This window comes from Paenibacillus sp. FSL R7-0128 (assembly GCF_038002245.1).
In the GTDB taxonomy this organism is placed as follows: domain Bacteria; phylum Bacillota; class Bacilli; order Paenibacillales; family Paenibacillaceae; genus Paenibacillus_AQ; species Paenibacillus_AQ silagei.
Genome location: NZ_JBBOCD010000001.1, coordinates 3,724,698 through 3,739,084, shown reverse-complemented (window position 1 = coordinate 3,739,084; position 14,387 = coordinate 3,724,698). Strand labels below are relative to the sequence as shown.

Sequence of the window (14,387 nt, the reverse complement as noted above, 5' to 3'; positions counted from 1 at the left end):
TGACTGCATTTTATTTGACTTTATCGAGATAATCCCGCTGGAATTCTTCCGCCGCCTTATCCAGGATCTTCTGCGGATCTGCATTCTTGTCGGTTAGCACGGATTGCAGCACGACATCCAGCTTCTGATACAATTCCTGGGCATTGATGGGCTCCTCCGCCCGCATCCCCTTACTGCCGTTGTCCATATAATCACGGAACATGTCCAGATTCACGTTGTTGTATTTGTCGAGAATTTTCTGTTCCTCCCCAATACGCTTCTCATCGGTCCAGATCCGCAGCCCGTAAGGGCCGATGATCAGCCCCTGATCGCTGAGTGTCTTCTTCTCGATATCCCAGCCGGTCAGAGCCTCCTCTGAGGATTCGGGTGTGAACCCATAGGTCTTCAGCCATTTGAAGCCGGCATCAATCTGCTCCGGGGTTACATTCGGCGAGAACATATACAGGCCGCCCCCCAGCAGGGTAACAGGTTCTCCGATCGGACCTACAGGAAGTGCTGACATGGCAATATTGTCCTTGGACATCTTGGTCTGCTGCTGGATGACCGGAGGCCAGTCGTTGGTGCCGAAGCTCATGGCAACCTGATCAGTTCCCAGCATACGGAACATGTCATTGGTGACATCCACCAGATTGTTATCTGGCAGCACATTGTATTTCCACTTCAGATCCTTCACATATTGCAGCGCCGCGGCAGCCTCAGGAGAATTGAATACCGCCTGCCATTTGCCGTCAACCTGCTTCTCGAATTCCGCACCGTAGGCCCAGGCAATGTTCATGAACATCCAGCCGCCCTGGCCGCTCTTCGTCGGCAGGAACATTCCGGCTTTGCCGGTCTTTTGCTTGATGATCTGCGCCGTTTCCGCCAGCTCCTCATACGTCTTAGGGAACTTCGGAATCCCCTTGTCATCCAGAAGGCCCGCTTCCTTGAAGAGATTCACATTATAGAGCATGCCGATGACATAACCGTCCTTCGGAATCCCGTAATACTTGCCGTCCTTGGTCACCATTTTTAGAAGATCCGGGTTAATGGCCTTGTCATATCCATACTTCTTCATCGTGTCCGTGATATCCGCTGCGTAATTAGCTTTAATGATTTTGCTGGTTTCGGTGAAAAAGGTCTCATATACCGTTGGGAGCTGGCCGCTCGCCGCTTTGGGCAGGAATGAGCTGACGTCATAGCCCCATTCATCCTTGTCCACCGTAATGTTCGGATAATTGGTTTTCATCTTCGCCATGAGCTGTTCATACTGGGCGATCTTGGCTTCCTCATTCGGCTTCGGCCAGTTGCTGACCTTAATCGTTACCTGTTTGCCGGCTGCTGCATTTCCGCTTCCGCCTGTTTTTCCTTCATTGGAGCCGCCGCAGCCAGCCAGTCCGGCCGAAAGCAGCAGGGTGAGCGTCAGGGTTGCGGTTAGTTTCTTCTGGTGTGCCATTCTCAATGTAATTCCCCCTATAATTATTCTTATAGCAATTCCGCATTTTGTAAAGCGCTTTCTTTAATGCTGAGATCATCTTACCATGCGTCCTTTAGAGCGCCCTACGGGGCAAAACTGTGAAATGGTTTGTGATCGGGTGACATTACCCTTTAATGCTCCCGCCGAAGGCTTGCCCGTTCATGATGTACTTTTGGAAAAAAATAAACAGCACAATCGGCGGCAGGATGGCGAACGTCAGGGCAATAAACTGAATGTCCTGCGGTAATGTTGCTTTCAAATTATAGATAGCCACAATGACCGACCAGGTCGATTTATCCTTCAATACCATGAAAGGCCAGAAGAAATCCTGCCATACACTATTCATCGTAAGAATCGTAATCGTGGCCATAACCGGGCCGCTGAGCGGAAGAATCACCCGGATGAAGATGCCGATAGTGCTCGCCCCGTCGATCTTGGCCGCTTCCAGCAGTGCCTGGGGAATGGAGTCGAAGAAGTTCTTGAAGATCAGTATCACCACCGGATTCACGGCCGCCATGAACCACATCGGCCAGAAGGTATTGGTCAGATTCACATGCAGCAGCGGGAAATCAATCAAGTTCTTGAACAGCGGCACCATGCCCACCGTATTCGGAACCATCATCGTCCATACAATCAGAACGAACAAGAGCGCGCTCCCGCGCGGCTTCAGCTTGGAGAAGAAATACCCGGCCAGCCCGTTAAAGGTAAGACAGAACAGTACAGAACCGGCAGCCAGGTAAGCGGTATTCAGATAGTAACTGAGAAAATTGAACTCCTGCCAGGTCTCCCACAGCTTGCTGAGATCAAAGGTGCGGGGAATCAAGGTAGGCGGAATCGCATAGAACTCCTTAATGTCCTTCAGGCTTGAGACCATAATCCAGACGGGAGGCAGGATACAGACGGCGGCGAGCGCAATCATCAGAAGGAACAGGCTCCAGTACAGCAGGCGCACCCAGGGTGATCTGTATTCAATATTGCCGATAATGCCGTAAGCTTCATTGGTTTTCATGGCTTCTACTCCCTGTTCAATTTCTTATCCAGCCTGAAATAAATAACGGTAAGCACCATCAGGACAAGAAAAGTAATAACCCCCAGCGCCATGGAATGGCCTGCCTCGAAACTGCGGAATGCATAATAATAGCTTTGCAGCATCAGCGTCATGGAAGCATTATTCGGTCCGCCCTCGGTCATGACCAGCGGTTCGTTGAAGATCTGAAATACCCCGCTGATCTGCAGAATCATCATCAGTCCGATCATGCTGGAAATTTGCGGAAGGGTAATGCTTCTGAAGCGCCGCCATACATTGGCACCGTCGATCGAAGCTGCTTCATACAGATCATGATTGATACTCTGAAGGCTTGCCAGATAGAGCAGCACCGTCCCTCCGAAATTCCGCCAGGTGATCGTGAATATGATCAGCATTATGGTCATCTTCGGGTCCTGAAGCCATTGCTGTACCGGGAAGCCCAAGGCACTCAGCATACTGTTCAGCAAACCGCCCTGCCCGGGCTCAAACAGGAACATCCATAACATGGAAGCCGCAATACCGGGAACCATACTGGGAAAAAAGACGGAGAAGCGGAAAAAGGACTTCCCGTGTCGGAGTTCATTAATCACAACAGCGACTACAATCGGTACGGCAAAGCCGATCAGCAGCGACCAGATCACATACATAAATGAATTGACCAGTGTCTGCTGAAATGCCGAATTCTGAATGACATCCTTGTAGTTCTGCAGTCCGGCAAAGCTTACAGCATTATAACCCTCGGTGTTGAAGAAAGAGAGCACAATCCCCTTGACGAGCGGTTGCCAGGAAAAAAAGAAAAAGACTAACACCGTTGGCACTATTAATATCCAGGAGGACCAATCTCTGAGCAGTCGCCGCAGAGGATTCCCGTTCTTTTTCTTTGCGATAAAAGGCTTTGCTTCATTGATTCTTCCAATCATGCTCCTGTCCTTCCTTCCTCCCGGAACCGTAATTCACTCCGGTCAGGCGTTGTATAGTTGGTATACCTTCTGTACCGGTTAAGCTGCCTGCTCAGGCTTCAGACAGCCCGGAGCTGATGCACAGCACAGCCGCTTCCGCGCGGAAGGCCTCGCTTGCCGGATTGGGCTGCTCCTCCAGAATGCGGAGAACTGACTGCGGCTCTACACCCGGCTGTGGCACCCGGGAAGGCGAGACCTCGGTCCAGTTCAGTTCGCCCCTCAGCCTGTAGGACAGCCCGTACAGATAATAACCTGCACTTAACGCGTCAGTGGATGGGCTTATCCCCTCCTGCCATGAGCAGACTTCAAGGGGATGTCGCTTGTCCGGCAATCTCCCGGTCGCAAGAGTGATGCGCTTGTTACGGATCACCTGCTTGTTCTGTTCCCATGCCTGCTGGTCCAGGCTCTCCAGCTCCAGCCGGTATTCCATGCCTTGCTCTCCATACAGTGTCCAAGCTACCGGTCTGCCTGCGGGTACTAACTTAGGCGCCTCCAGAAAAACCGGCTGATGGGCCGGGCTAAACCGTTCAGCCTGTTCCCATTCTCCTGCAGCCGGACTGCGTCTGCGGTAATGCACCGTTCCTGTGAAGTCAAGCTCCTGATCTTCAAGCAAAGCCTTCAGGCATAGGGCCGCCTGCTCGTAGAGATCCGTACAGTTGTTATGGCCGAAGCGGTAGCCGATCTCATGACGCAGCGGAATGCCATAGCTTCGGACCAATGCGGCAAAAGCAAAGCTGAACCGGCTGAGAGTGAAGGCATCATGTGTACCGTGATTGATCAGCAGCTTCGTACCGCTCGCCTTCAGCCCTTGCAGGAAGAACCCGGATTCGAGTCCGGCAGTTTCCTTCAGAAGGCCGGGGTCACTTTCACCTGTAAGGGTCCACAGAAGAGTCTCAATTGCTGTGCTTCCTGTCACCGGATGCCGCCAGTTTTGCTTCCAAATATCACGGTAACCGGTGTCCACCTCTGCTACATGCCAGATCAGCGGACAGGCACCTTCCGCATACTCACGGATAAGTCCGTTAAGGATGAGCGGCGGTGCATAGCACAGTGTGTAACGTACCCGGTAAGGCAGCCGGTGCGGGTTGCCTCCGGCCAGCAGTGCAGTCAATCCGCCGCGCGAACCTCCCACAGCCACTACCTGGTCTGCATCACCGCCATAGCGGTCCTGGGCGCTGGCAATTGCCGCCCCGATCCCACCATAGATTGAGCCTTGCAGGGAGCGGCTTCCGATGTAGCCTCCGCCGTTCCAGAGAATGCCAACCACGCCTTGGCCCGTACCGGCCAGCGTCTTGCCTATGATCTCCAGAAATGAAGGTCCCACAGTACTGAAGGTGTTCTCATTGGCGTCATAATAACCATTGAACAACAGCGGATACCTCTTGGCGTTCGCCGGATTCCAATAAGGCGGGAGAATATAGGAAGCCAGGCTATGCCGGTTCTCCGAATTCAGCAGCCTGTTGCTGATTAACTGAAATACAGGTGCATCACCTATTAGCCCCCCTTCCTCCCTGGATTCATTAACGAAGACCACAGGATATCCGAAGGTCTTGAGCATACGGTCACTCAAGGATACGGCGACCAGATCATCGACGGCATATAGACTGTAACGGTCCCCGATGTAGTGCTCGAATTGCGGAGTTCTCAGTGTTCGCTCCAATTCACCCTCACCAAACAGCTCATAATCTTCCGTGTTATATACATAAGGGCTGTCGGTGTCGCTGTTATAGAGCCTTACATGCTCGGAAATAACCTGCGCCCCTGCTTCGTCCATGCGCAGCGTTCCAATGCCGTCTGTTCCTCCATAGCGGAACCTGCCTCCCCCCTCTGCTGAATCGTTGTCCCAGTGCGATACTACCGGGAACATATTGGTAAGCAGCGGGCTGACAAGTACGAACACGCCTTCCGCTGTATTGCTGTTCCAGGCTGCTGCTTCAGCTTCAACGGTATCTTCATAAAGTGTGGACCACCGTGCATTAAGGTAGGTCACCTCGCCGCTGCGCTGACAGGCCAGCTTTAGAATGGAGCGATGCCGTCTTAGATAGTCCGCCACTGCCCGGCTTACCGGAACGGTAACGGGCTCATGCCCGCCCGCTTGAACATACCGGCTTAGCGGTACGAATGGTCCTGGAACATAACATAATGGTCTATTCACGATTCTCCTGCCCCCCGTCCGGTTTGCTTGTGCCCTGGACAGCCAGGAACGATTTGAACTGAATAACCGGCAGGTCACCGGAGATGCTGTGATTCTCCCCGGCCAGGAATCCTCCCGCCTGTCTCGGCGTGCAGGTCACCGTCACCATTCTTGCCTCACCAGGGAACAAGGTCAGGAACTGCTCGTCTGCTTCCATCCAGTAGCGGTTTCCCTTCTCTTCCGCATGTACATGCAGCAACGCTTCACTGCCTGTATTAGCTACCATGAAGCAGGCTTGCAGACTCAGCTCTCCGGTAACAGCGGGCAGCCATCTATTCTCCTGGCGCACCTGAAGATTGCCGCCTGTAAGCGCTAACGCTGGTGCGTACAGATGCTCCCTGGCGGTAGAGAATACATATACATTCTGCTGCGGTTCTTCTTCACGGTTCATAAAGGACAATCTGACGAAATATAACTGGTCCTCCAGCTCAGGTACTGTGAACTTCAGGGTCCCGGCGCAGACTGCCCGGTCTCTGTCTCCTTGGGTTATGAAATGCTGCCGGTGCAGGCTCCGGCCCGCCGAATCCAGGACCTCCGCATCAGCTTCACACGATTCCCCTTCCCAGCCATGTACGTATACATCTCCCTGGAAACCGGTACCCGGTGTGAGCAGCAGACTCCGGTAGTCCAGTGATACATGCAGTGGACGGAAGGCCTGTTTCATCCAGTGGTAAGCCATCTTCGGTTCACCATAATAATCAACCACATTGGTACAGGACACGTTCGGCCAGGGTTCGTTGAGCTGCCAGACAATACTTCCGCTGTTCCGGAACTTGCGCCGCCGGTTGGCCTCCAGCACGAAGCGGATTCCTTCCGCCTGAATCCACTGGCTGCAGACGGAGAATTGTGCCAGGTCTGTCAGACTGCCGAATATTTCTTCATCCCGGCTCAGCGTATCCCACCACTCCCCGTGATGTCTCCAGACTGCACTGTTCTCCATGGAGACCAGCTGGCGGTGCGCTGCGCCCAGGAATTTCTCCAGACTCTTGAGTGAACTCAGACCGTCCACCCCAAATTCACTGTGCAGCAGATTATCGTTGCTGCCATATAGCTCATAATGATACGGGTTGCCCATGTACTTCCAGTGACCGTGTACATCATGCCCCTGCCCCTTGGTCTCGCTAATATACTCCACCGGACCGGAAGCCGAGGTTGGCAGGAACAGCCGCTGCGGATCATACTGCTCAACGAGTTCCTTCAGCATTGCCAGATTGGAATCGCTTAAGTCCGAAGGCTTATTCGGCTCGCTCATTAATTCATTGCCGCCGCTCCATATCGTCATGGCGACATGATTACGCTTCGCCTTGAGTGCTGAGCGGGCGGACTGGTGCAGCAGCTCAAGGAACTCCGGCTGCTTGGAAGGAATATTGTCAATCCCCGAGCTCGACTGGATGAATTCCTGCCAGACCATAATGCCGTTCGCATCGCATAGGTCGTAGAAGACCTGCTTCTCAATGATCCCCCCGCCCCATACCCGGACAAGATTGACATGAGCCGCCTTCATGAGACGGACCATAAGCTGATACTGTTCGACTGTTACATTTCCATAGAGATGGTCCAGAGGGGTCATATTCACCCCTTTCATATAGATCCGGCGGCCGTTGATGACTACTGTATAGGGCAGCGCATTGTCAGGACTGTCAACATTTCGGATATAGTCAAGTTTGCGGATGCCGGTTCGTATAACCCGAGTATCCAGCTCCTTCCCGTCTTCATCCAGCAGCTTCAGTTCAAGACTGTAGAGCGGCTGCGCCCCGTAACTATTGGGATACCATAGCTCAGGTTCAGGGATGTCCAGCGTGGTCTTGAGCACCGATCCAGCACAGACGGGATGCGTCTGCATCAGCAGCAGATTACCTCCGGGATCAGAGCAGGTGATATTCGCCGTCAGTGTCCGGGCAAGCTCTGCTCCAGAAGTGGATGAAACGGCGGCCTGTATTTCAATACAGCCAGCCACCTGAGTGCTGCCGTCCTCTTCAACCTCAGCATCGGTCGTGATGGACATTTCACCCCACGAATAATCCTCATGTATCCTTAGCAGCACATCATCCCAGATTCCAACGTTAACCAGCCGGGTAGAGAAATCCCACTTATAATTGAAACGGCTCTTCTGCGTGAAGGTGGCCGAGGTTTTGCCGATTTGCCCCATTTCATCAGGTGCCTGCTTCAGAAGCACGGAGATCTCAAGCTTCTCCCGAACGGAGAGCAGCTCTGTAACATCGTACACAGCCGGATCAAACATTCCCTTATGCTCTCCAAGCAGGATATGATCAGCGTATACCACTGCTTCATAATCGAGTCCCAGAAAGACCAGCTCAACTCGGGACCCCTTCAACTCCGGTCGTTTCAAGGTCATACGGTACACCCACCAGCGATTCTCTACCCATTCGCAGCTCAAGCTGTTCAAGTCCTCATAGGGATTGGCAATCCAGCCCTGTCTGTAGAGATCGTAATGAACTCCCCCCGGCACCGTTGCCGGCATCCAGTCGGTCACCCCCATTAATTCCTGGCCTAGCTCCATGCTTGTACCCTTCAGCGGCACCCAAGGCCAGTATCCTTTGACTTCCCAGTTCAATTCGTTCAACAGAATTTCTCTCATCGCTTCTTCCGTTCCCCCAGACCCTGGTAATTTGGCGCTGCCTCTAACCAAGAACGGCTCTGGCGCCAGCCCGTTAATGCGCTTACAATCCATAATTCCTGCCGTTTCATTACCAATGATAGCACCGCGCTCCCGAATCCGAAGGCCCCCATATCTGTGAAATCGTTTGTAAATCTGCTCAATTGCGGATGAACCTACAACTTCTTATATTCACACGCAAAAAATGCCCCCAAACTGCATGGGAGCATTTCTCTTATATGCTTATATGCTTATATGCTTACATTATGAGGTCATTCAGTTAACTGACTTGTCATATTGCAAGTAGACAACATGCGTCTGGAGGTATTCGTTCAAGCCATGCTTGCCGTCAGCGCCGCCGATGCCGGATTTTCTCCAGCCTGCATGGAAGCCCTGCATCGCTTCGAAATTCTCACGGTTGATGTACGTCTCCCCGTATTTCAGCCGCTTGATTACTTTCATGGCGACATTCAGATTCTGGGTGTACAGCGATGAGGTTAAGCCGAATTCACTGTCATTGGCGAGTGCAATCGCCTCATCCAGGGTTGAGAATGAGATGACAGGAATAACCGGACCGAAAATTTCATCCTGCACAATCTCCATCTCATTCGTAGCGTCTGTGATTACTGTCGGCTCGAAGAAGCTGCCGGTTCCTTCTACCTTTTTACCGCCCAAGGCGATCTTAGCCCCTTCCTGAACGGCCCGGTCCACCTTCTGCTGAACCGATTCCTGTGCGGCCTTGTTGATGAGCGGTCCCATCTGGATGTCTGTGTCCTTGAGCGGGTCTCCGTACTTCACGGCCTTCATCGCTTCAACCAGCCGCGTAGTGAACTCCTCCTTAATATCTTCATGGACATAGACACGCTCCGCACAGTTACAGACCTGGCCTGTATTAATGACCCGGGAAGCCACAATCGCCTGAACAGCCAGCTCCAGATCGGCATCCTTCATGACGATGGCAGGCGCTTTGCCGCCCAGCTCCAGGCTGACCTTGATGATATTCTCAGCCGCCGCCTCCATAACCTTCTGCCCTGCCGGTACGCTGCCTGTAAGACTAACCATGCCTACCTTGGCATTACTGGACAGCTCGTTGCCCACTTCCGCGCCTCTGCCAGTAATAAGGTTGAATACCCCCTTAGGCAATCCGGACTGATCCACGATCCGGCTGAACGCCATGGCATTGTTCGGAGATTCCGCGCTGGGCTTCACGACAATCGTGTTGCCGGTGATGAGCGCCGGGGCCATTTTTCTCGCGATCAGGAAGAACGGGAAGTTCCAGGGCAGAATGCCCGTGGTGACGCCAATCGCTCTTTTGAATACAAAAATATGCTCATTATCACGGTCGCTCTGCACGATCTCCCCCTCATAACGCCGTGCCCATTCCGCCATATAATCCAAATAATCCGCAGTGAAATGAACCTCTACGGTGGATAATTCCAGGGTCTTGCCGACTTCCTCCGAGATCAGCCTGGCGATGCTGTCCGCCTCTGCCCGAATCCCGTCAGCAATCGCATGCAAATACTTGCCGCGCTCTACCGCCGGAGTCTCCTCCCACGCTGCCTGGGCCTGCTCTGCTGCATCAATGGCACGTATGACATCATTCCTTGTAGCCTTGGGAACCTGTGAGATCACTTCATCGGTTGCCGGATTGGTAACATCCATCCACTCTTTGCCTTCGGATTCCGTAAATTGGCCGTCGATATACATCAAATGCTTGGTCACTGTTTCTCCCCCTCAAGGTAGATTATTCCATTATCCCAATTACCCAATCATAGTGTAAACGCTATCAATATTTATTGTCAATAAGTTTCACATTTTTTATTTGTTTTTGTGTTGTTTTTCATTGACTTATTGAGTTAAGCTGAGGATATAGGTTTTCATTGATGGGAGGGGTAGGAGTGCGAGTCAGTATTTTTTCTACTTGTTTGGTAGACCTTATGAGCCCGAATGTCGGGATTGCCATGGTGGAGGTCCTGGAGCGGCTTGGCTGCGAGATCGATTATCCCGCTTCACAGGTCTGCTGCGGCCAGCCTACCTACAACAGCGGTTATCTGCAGGAATCCAAGCTTGCTATGCAGAACATGATACTGGCCTTCGAGGCTTCGGATTATGTCGTAGGTCCGTCCGGCTCCTGCATCGCTATGTTTCATGAATATCCGAAGATCTTCAGCGGTGACCCCGATTGGGAATTGAAAGCGGTTGCTCTAAAAGAAAAATCCTATGAAATTACGCAGTTCATTGTAAAAGTACTGGGTATCACCGATGTCGGTGCCACGCTCGAAGGAACAGCTACTTACCACCGTTCCTGCCATATGACGAGGCTGCTGGGAGAGAAGGAAACCCCCTTCCAGCTGCTGGAGCAGGTGAAGGGACTGAAGCTTGAGCCGCTCAAGAACAGCGATAACTGCTGCGGGTTCGGCGGAACCTTTGCGGTGAAGATGCCTGAAATCTCGGAGCAAATGGCCGATGAGAAATGCGGCTGTGTCATGGATACGGGAGCGGATATTCTAATCAGTGCAGACATGGGCTGTCTGCTGAATATCGGAGGACGTCTGTCCCGTAAGGGTGAGCCTGTACGGATCATGCACATTGCAGAGGTATTGAATCAACATCAGCCTGTAGTTAGCAAAGGGGGAAGCCGGACTTGAGCCTGCAGACGGATTCACGTAATTTCAGCGAACGGACGAACGATGGCCTTGGGGATTCCTTCATGCGCAGTGCCGTGGGTTCGGCGCAGGACAGTCTCAAGACAAGACGTCTGTCTGCGGCCACTGCGCTCGGTGACTGGGAGCAGTGGCGGAATGTAGGCCAGCTTATCCGCCAGCACACTCTGGAGAATCTGGATTATTATCTGGAGCAGCTTGCCAGCAATATTGAGCGACAGGGCGGGCATATCTATTTTGCAGCGACCAAAGAAGAAGCCAGCACTTATATCCGGGATGTTATTGTGCGCAAACAAGCCACGAAGATCGTCAAATCGAAATCCATGGTCACGGAAGAAATAGAGCTGAATCGCGTTCTGCTTGAAGCAGGCTGTGAGCTGACGGAGACGGATCTTGGAGAATATATCCTCCAGATGGATGATTGGGACCCGCCCTCGCATATCGTGGCTCCCGCCTTGCATAAGGACCGGAGGCAAATCAAGCGGGTATTCACAGAGAAGCTTGGTTATACAGGCGATGAAACTCCGGAGAATCTGGCCGGATTTGCCCGCACGGTCCTGCGGCAGAAGTTCCTGGAAGCGGAGGTCGGAATCACAGGCTGCAACTTCGCCATAGCCAATCTCGGAGCGATTAATCTCGTCACCAATGAGGGCAATGGCGATCTTACGGCTGCCATTCCCAAGACGCATATCGCAGTAATGGGCATGGAGCGGATTGTGCCGACTCTGGAGGAGATGGAGGTACTGGATAATCTGCTCTGCCGCAGCGCCGTCGGACAGAAACTAACCAGCTATATCACAGTAATGGGACCCTCCATCGCCGGTGAGACAGACGGCCCTGAGGAATTCCATCTGGTAGTCGTCGATAACGGGCGGTCCGATATTCTGGGGAGTGAATTCAACGAAGCTCTTCAGTGTATCCGCTGTGGTGCCTGCCTGAATGTCTGCCCGATCTACCGCCATATCGGCGGCCATGCTTACGGATCGATCTATCCGGGGCCGATTGGGGCGGTCATTACCCCGCTGCTTGGCGGTTATGACGATTATAAGGAGCTGCCGTATGCTTCCAGTCTGTGCGGCGCCTGTACGGATGTCTGTCCGGTGCGGATTCCGCTGCATGAGCAGCTCATTATGCACCGCCAGAATATTGTGAATCAGAAGAGAACCGGAGCTGCCGACCGTATCCAGATGAAAGCCGCCAGCAAGCTGCTCTCTTCCCCTGCCCTGTTCGGCAAAACCCTGCGGTTCGCCCACTCTGCAAGCCGGATGATGAGCAAGCAGGGCCGTATTGTAAGAGGACCGGCCTTGCTTCAGGGCTGGATTCGTTCCCGCGACCTGAAGCAGCCCGTCAAGCAGAAGGACAGCTTCCGGGCATGGCTGGAGAAGCGCAAAGGAGGCTCAGAGCAATGACAGCAACCACAAACACGAGCGCGAACAGAAACACGAATAAGGAGGCTTTTCTGAATACGATTGCCGCCAAGCTGGGCCGGGAACGGAGGACTGAGGTTCAGCGTCCTGCAATCCGGGAGTTCATTCCTGACAGCTACGGCCCGCTTACTACGGACGATCTGGTGGAGATTCTTAAGGAACAGTGCTTCTTCATCCACACCCAGGTAATTGAATCGACACGGGAGCTGCTGCAGAGAACGTTAGATGATCTGTTAGAGGCAAATGGCGGTGGGAACGTGATGACTTCCGGTGATCCCCGGTTCAGGGAGTACGGGCTGGCTTTCCCGGATGCTGCCGTATGGGAAGAAGCTGCGGGACGGGCGGAGAATATCAGGCGTGCTGAATCGGCGAATACAGCCATAGTCTTCGCCGACTGTGCACTTGCGGAATCTGGAACGGTTGTTCTGGAGAGCCGCCCCGATCAGGGCCGGTCGCTCCATTTCCTGCCCGCCTATTATATTGCGGTGGTTGAACGTGAGAAGCTGGTGCTCCGCTCCACGGATGCCGCCGCAGCGCTTAACCGGAGAATTCAGGACGGGGAACCGGTGGGTTCATCGATTAACTTCATCTCCGGTCCCTCCAATTCCGCCGATATCGAAATGAAGCTTGTCGTCGGGGTGCATGGGCCGCTGAGGGCTACTTATGTGTTAATATAGAACGAATCCTGTCCCTTAAGGACGGTATAGCAGCGATTCTACACGTAGTCCGTGACGTCAAACTCTCTATCCTTGTAATAGAATTTCCGGTCTTCCTCCGTGATCTCACGGACAATTCTGCACGGGCTGCCTACGGCGATCACATTATCCGGGATATCCTTGGTCACTACGCTCCCCGCTCCGATAACTACATTATTCCCGATGGTTACCCCCGGATTCACAATGACATTGCCGCCGATCCACACATTGTTGCCGATGGTGATGGCAATCCCGTATTCATAGCCTGAATTCCGGGAATCGGGATGGACAGGATGTCCTGCTGTGTAAAGCGATACATTCGGAGCGAACATGACATTCTCGCCGATGACCACCTTGCCTACATCGAGAATCGTACAGTTGAAATTGGCATAGAAATTATTCCCTACAGTGATATTCGATCCATAATCGCAGCGGAAGGGAGTCTCAATATGCACAAGCTCCCCCGTTTCGCCCAAAAGCTTACGGATCAGCCCGTCTCTCTCCTCATGAGCGTCTGGAGAAAGTGAATTGAGCTGGTGAACCAGCAGCCTGGCGGCTGTCCGTTCTTCGGTTAATCCGTCCAGCCATGCTTTATAGGGTAATCCTGCAAGCATTCTATCTTTTTGATTCATTAGATTCATAGGTGATTCCTGCCTTCTCTTAGTGTTGTGTGTTCATGGGGTAGGTCCAGAAGGCTTCCTGCCCGAAGCGGAGCTGAATCTCCTCCGCCGTCAGCTCCTGATTGCCGACAAGCTCCGCCGCTTGGAATTGCGAACGGTGTGCCTGGATAGAAGCCATCTTCTTGTCCAAGTATGCGGTGACATCGACATGCACATCCGATAGTCCGATATGCTCCTCATGGCCGATGGAGAAGGCGCAACAATGGACAACCGGCCGATCAGCGGCAGGCAGGCGGTGGACTGCCCGGATAACCGCTGCTCCGGTAGCATCGTGATCAGGATGAACACTGTAACCCGGATAGAACGTAATGACGAGGGACGGAACCAGCTCCTGAAGTAAGGACAGTATTGTATTCTCCAGCAGGCGCGGGTCGTCGAATTCGATCATTTTATCGTGGAAACCCATCATTCTTAAGTCCTGTATCCCGATAGCTTGACAGGAAGCACGCAGCTCCTCCCGGCGGATCTCCGGCAAGGTTACCCGGTTCGCGAATGGAGGAATCCCCATATTCCGCCCCATCTCCCCAAGCGTCAGGCAGGCATAGGTTACTTCTGAGCCTTGCTCAATATACTTCGCCAGTGTGCCAGCCGCTGTAAAAGCCTCATCGTCAGGATGCGGGAACACCACCAGTATGCGCTTGTGTTCTGTAATCTGTGTGTCGTTCATAGGTT

The 14,387-nt window shown here is 53.0% G+C and carries 11 protein-coding genes; 3 read left to right on the top strand and 8 right to left on the bottom strand.

Annotated elements, in window-relative coordinates:
- Positions 1–10: 10 nt before the first annotated feature.
- The 6 genes from NST26_RS15470 to aldA all read right to left on the bottom strand — a co-directional run bounded on the left by NST26_RS15470 (position 11) and on the right by aldA (position 9,972).
- The gene (locus NST26_RS15470; protein ID WP_340952996.1) at positions 11–1,438 is read right to left on the bottom strand and encodes an ABC transporter substrate-binding protein; all 1,428 of its coding nucleotides are present in this window, start codon (positions 1,436–1,438) and stop codon (positions 11–13) included.
- Positions 1,439–1,577: 139 nt separating this feature from the next.
- A complete protein-coding gene (locus tag NST26_RS15465) occupies positions 1,578–2,462 on the bottom strand; it encodes a carbohydrate ABC transporter permease (protein ID WP_340952997.1) in 885 nt (294 codons plus the stop codon).
- A 5-nt stretch (positions 2,463–2,467) separates the two neighbouring features.
- Positions 2,468–3,400: a carbohydrate ABC transporter permease gene (locus NST26_RS15460; protein WP_081751282.1), complete on the bottom strand. Its 933-nt coding sequence runs from the start codon at positions 3,398–3,400 to the stop codon at positions 2,468–2,470.
- Positions 3,401–3,491: 91 nt separating this feature from the next.
- Positions 3,492–5,594, bottom strand: coding sequence for an alpha/beta hydrolase family protein (locus NST26_RS15455; protein ID WP_340952998.1), 2,103 nt, complete (start codon positions 5,592–5,594; stop codon positions 3,492–3,494).
- Positions 5,587–8,325, bottom strand: coding sequence for a glycoside hydrolase family 2 protein (locus NST26_RS15450; protein WP_340979365.1), 2,739 nt, complete (start codon positions 8,323–8,325; stop codon positions 5,587–5,589). The genes NST26_RS15455 and NST26_RS15450 overlap by 8 nt, the downstream gene beginning before the upstream one ends.
- Before the next feature lie 201 nt (positions 8,326–8,526).
- Complete coding sequence (aldA, locus tag NST26_RS15445; protein ID WP_340953001.1) at positions 8,527–9,972, bottom strand: aldehyde dehydrogenase; 1,446 nt, start codon at positions 9,970–9,972, stop codon at positions 8,527–8,529.
- 176 nt (positions 9,973–10,148) lie between these two features.
- On the opposite strand from aldA, the gene NST26_RS15440 reads away from it, so the two are divergent.
- Genes NST26_RS15440 through NST26_RS15430 form a run of 3 tightly spaced genes read left to right on the top strand, consistent with a single transcriptional unit; the run spans position 10,149 to position 13,017 of the window.
- Positions 10,149–10,898, top strand: coding sequence for a (Fe-S)-binding protein (locus NST26_RS15440; protein ID WP_340979364.1), 750 nt, complete (start codon positions 10,149–10,151; stop codon positions 10,896–10,898).
- On the top strand, positions 10,895–12,322 hold the full coding sequence (locus NST26_RS15435; protein WP_340979363.1) for a LutB/LldF family L-lactate oxidation iron-sulfur protein: 1,428 nt from the start codon (positions 10,895–10,897) through the stop codon (positions 12,320–12,322). The genes NST26_RS15440 and NST26_RS15435 overlap by 4 nt, the downstream gene beginning before the upstream one ends.
- Positions 12,319–13,017: a LutC/YkgG family protein gene (locus NST26_RS15430; RefSeq protein ID WP_340979362.1), complete on the top strand. Its 699-nt coding sequence runs from the start codon at positions 12,319–12,321 to the stop codon at positions 13,015–13,017. The genes NST26_RS15435 and NST26_RS15430 overlap by 4 nt, the downstream gene beginning before the upstream one ends.
- Before the next feature lie 38 nt (positions 13,018–13,055).
- Here the strand turns inward: NST26_RS15430 and NST26_RS15425 are convergent, their stop codons facing one another.
- Together NST26_RS15425 and bshB2 are read right to left on the bottom strand one after the other, a co-directional pair.
- On the bottom strand, positions 13,056–13,667 hold the full coding sequence (locus NST26_RS15425; RefSeq protein WP_340980848.1) for a sugar O-acetyltransferase: 612 nt from the start codon (positions 13,665–13,667) through the stop codon (positions 13,056–13,058).
- A 28-nt stretch (positions 13,668–13,695) separates the two neighbouring features.
- Positions 13,696–14,382 (bottom strand): bacillithiol biosynthesis deacetylase BshB2, encoded by a 687-nt coding sequence (gene bshB2, locus NST26_RS15420; protein WP_340979361.1) that lies wholly within the window; start codon positions 14,380–14,382, stop codon positions 13,696–13,698.
- Between the last annotated feature and the right edge of the window lie 5 nt (positions 14,383–14,387).

Bases quoted from the DNA above. Each gene is read 5' to 3' on its own strand.
- NST26_RS15465 (WP_340952997.1), bottom strand. From the start codon at position 2,462: ATGAAAACCAATGAAGCTTACGGCATTATCGGCAATATTGAATACAGA.
- NST26_RS15460 (WP_081751282.1), bottom strand. From the start codon at position 3,400: ATGATTGGAAGAATCAATGAAGCAAAGCCTTTTATCGCAAAGAAAAAG.
- NST26_RS15450 (WP_340979365.1), bottom strand. From the start codon at position 8,325: ATGGATTGTAAGCGCATTAACGGGCTGGCGCCAGAGCCGTTCTTGGTT.
- NST26_RS15430 (WP_340979362.1), top strand. From the start codon at position 12,319: ATGACAGCAACCACAAACACGAGCGCGAACAGAAACACGAATAAGGAG.
- NST26_RS15425 (WP_340980848.1), bottom strand. From the start codon at position 13,667: ATGAATCAAAAAGATAGAATGCTTGCAGGATTACCCTATAAAGCATGG.
- bshB2 (WP_340979361.1), bottom strand. From the start codon at position 14,382: ATGAACGACACACAGATTACAGAACACAAGCGCATACTGGTGGTGTTC.